The sequence below is a fragment of the Rhizohabitans arisaemae genome, from assembly GCF_025996515.1.
In the GTDB taxonomy this organism is placed as follows: Bacteria; Actinomycetota; Actinomycetes; order Streptosporangiales; family Streptosporangiaceae; genus Rhizohabitans; species Rhizohabitans arisaemae.
Map to the genome: position 1 here is coordinate 1 of NZ_BLRH01000007.1, position 1,129 is coordinate 1,129.

Genomic DNA, 1,129 nt, shown 5'->3' on the forward strand with positions numbered 1-1,129 from the left:
CGCGAAGCTGAGAATCTAAGCGCCGGTAAACGGCGGTGGTAACTATAACCATCCTAAGGTAGCGAAATTCCTTGTCGGGTAAGTTCCGACCTGCACGAATGGCGTAACGACTTCCCCGCTGTCTCAACCGCAGACCCGGCGAAATTGCATTACGAGTAAAGATGCTCGTTACGCGCAGCAGGACGGAAAGACCCCGGGACCTTCACTACAGCTTGACATTGGTGTTTGGGACGGTTTGTGTAGGATAGGTGGGAGACTGTGAAGCCTTCACGCTAGTGGGGGTGGAGTCGTTGGTGAAATACCACTCTGGTCGTTTTGGATGTCTAACCTGGGTCCGTGATCCGGATCAGGGACAGTGTCTGGTGGGTAGTTTAACTGGGGCGGTTGCCTCCTAAAATGTAACGGAGGCGCCCAAAGGTTCCCTCAGCCTGGTTGGTAATCAGGTGTCGAGTGTAAGTGCACAAGGGGGCTTGACTGTGAGACCGACGGGTCGAGCAGGAGCGAAAGCTGGGACTAGTGATCCGGCACTCACGTGTGGAAGTGGTGTCGCTCAACGGCTAAAAGGTACCCCGGGGATAACAGGCTGATCTTCCCCAAGAGTTCATATCGACGGGATGGTTTGGCACCTCGATGTCGGCTCGTCGCATCCTGGGGCTGGAGTAGGTCCCAAGGGTTGGGCTGTTCGCCCATTAAAGCGGTACGCGAGCTGGGTTTAGAACGTCGCGAGACAGTTCGGTCCCTATCCGCTGCGCGCGTTGGAGACTTGAAGGGTGCTGTCCCTAGTACGAGAGGACCGGGATGGACGAACCTCTGGTGTGCCAGTTGTTCCGCCAGGAGCATGGCTGGTTTGCTACGTTCGGTCGGGATAACCGCTGAAGGCATCTAAGCGGGAAGCTTTCCTTGAGATGAGGTCTCCCACCCGCTTGACGGGGTAAGGCTCCCAGCTAGACGACTGGGTTGATAGGCCGGTGGTGGAAGCATTGTGAGGTGTGGAGCTGACCGGTACTAATAGGCCGAGGGCTTGATCGCATAGTTGTTCTGTTCGCGTCGTCTGTGTCCGCTGCCCTTCGGGGCGCACGCGGGTTGCGCGGAGAGGTGTTTGCTCGCGTCCACTGTGTGATTCTGAGAC

At 57.0% G+C, this 1,129-nt stretch carries 1 rRNA gene; it reads left to right on the top strand.

From position 1 onward, the window contains the following. A 23S ribosomal RNA gene (locus RUR_RS01090) occupies positions 1-1,029 on the top strand; the annotation flags it as partial. Between the last annotated feature and the right edge of the window lie 100 nt (positions 1,030-1,129).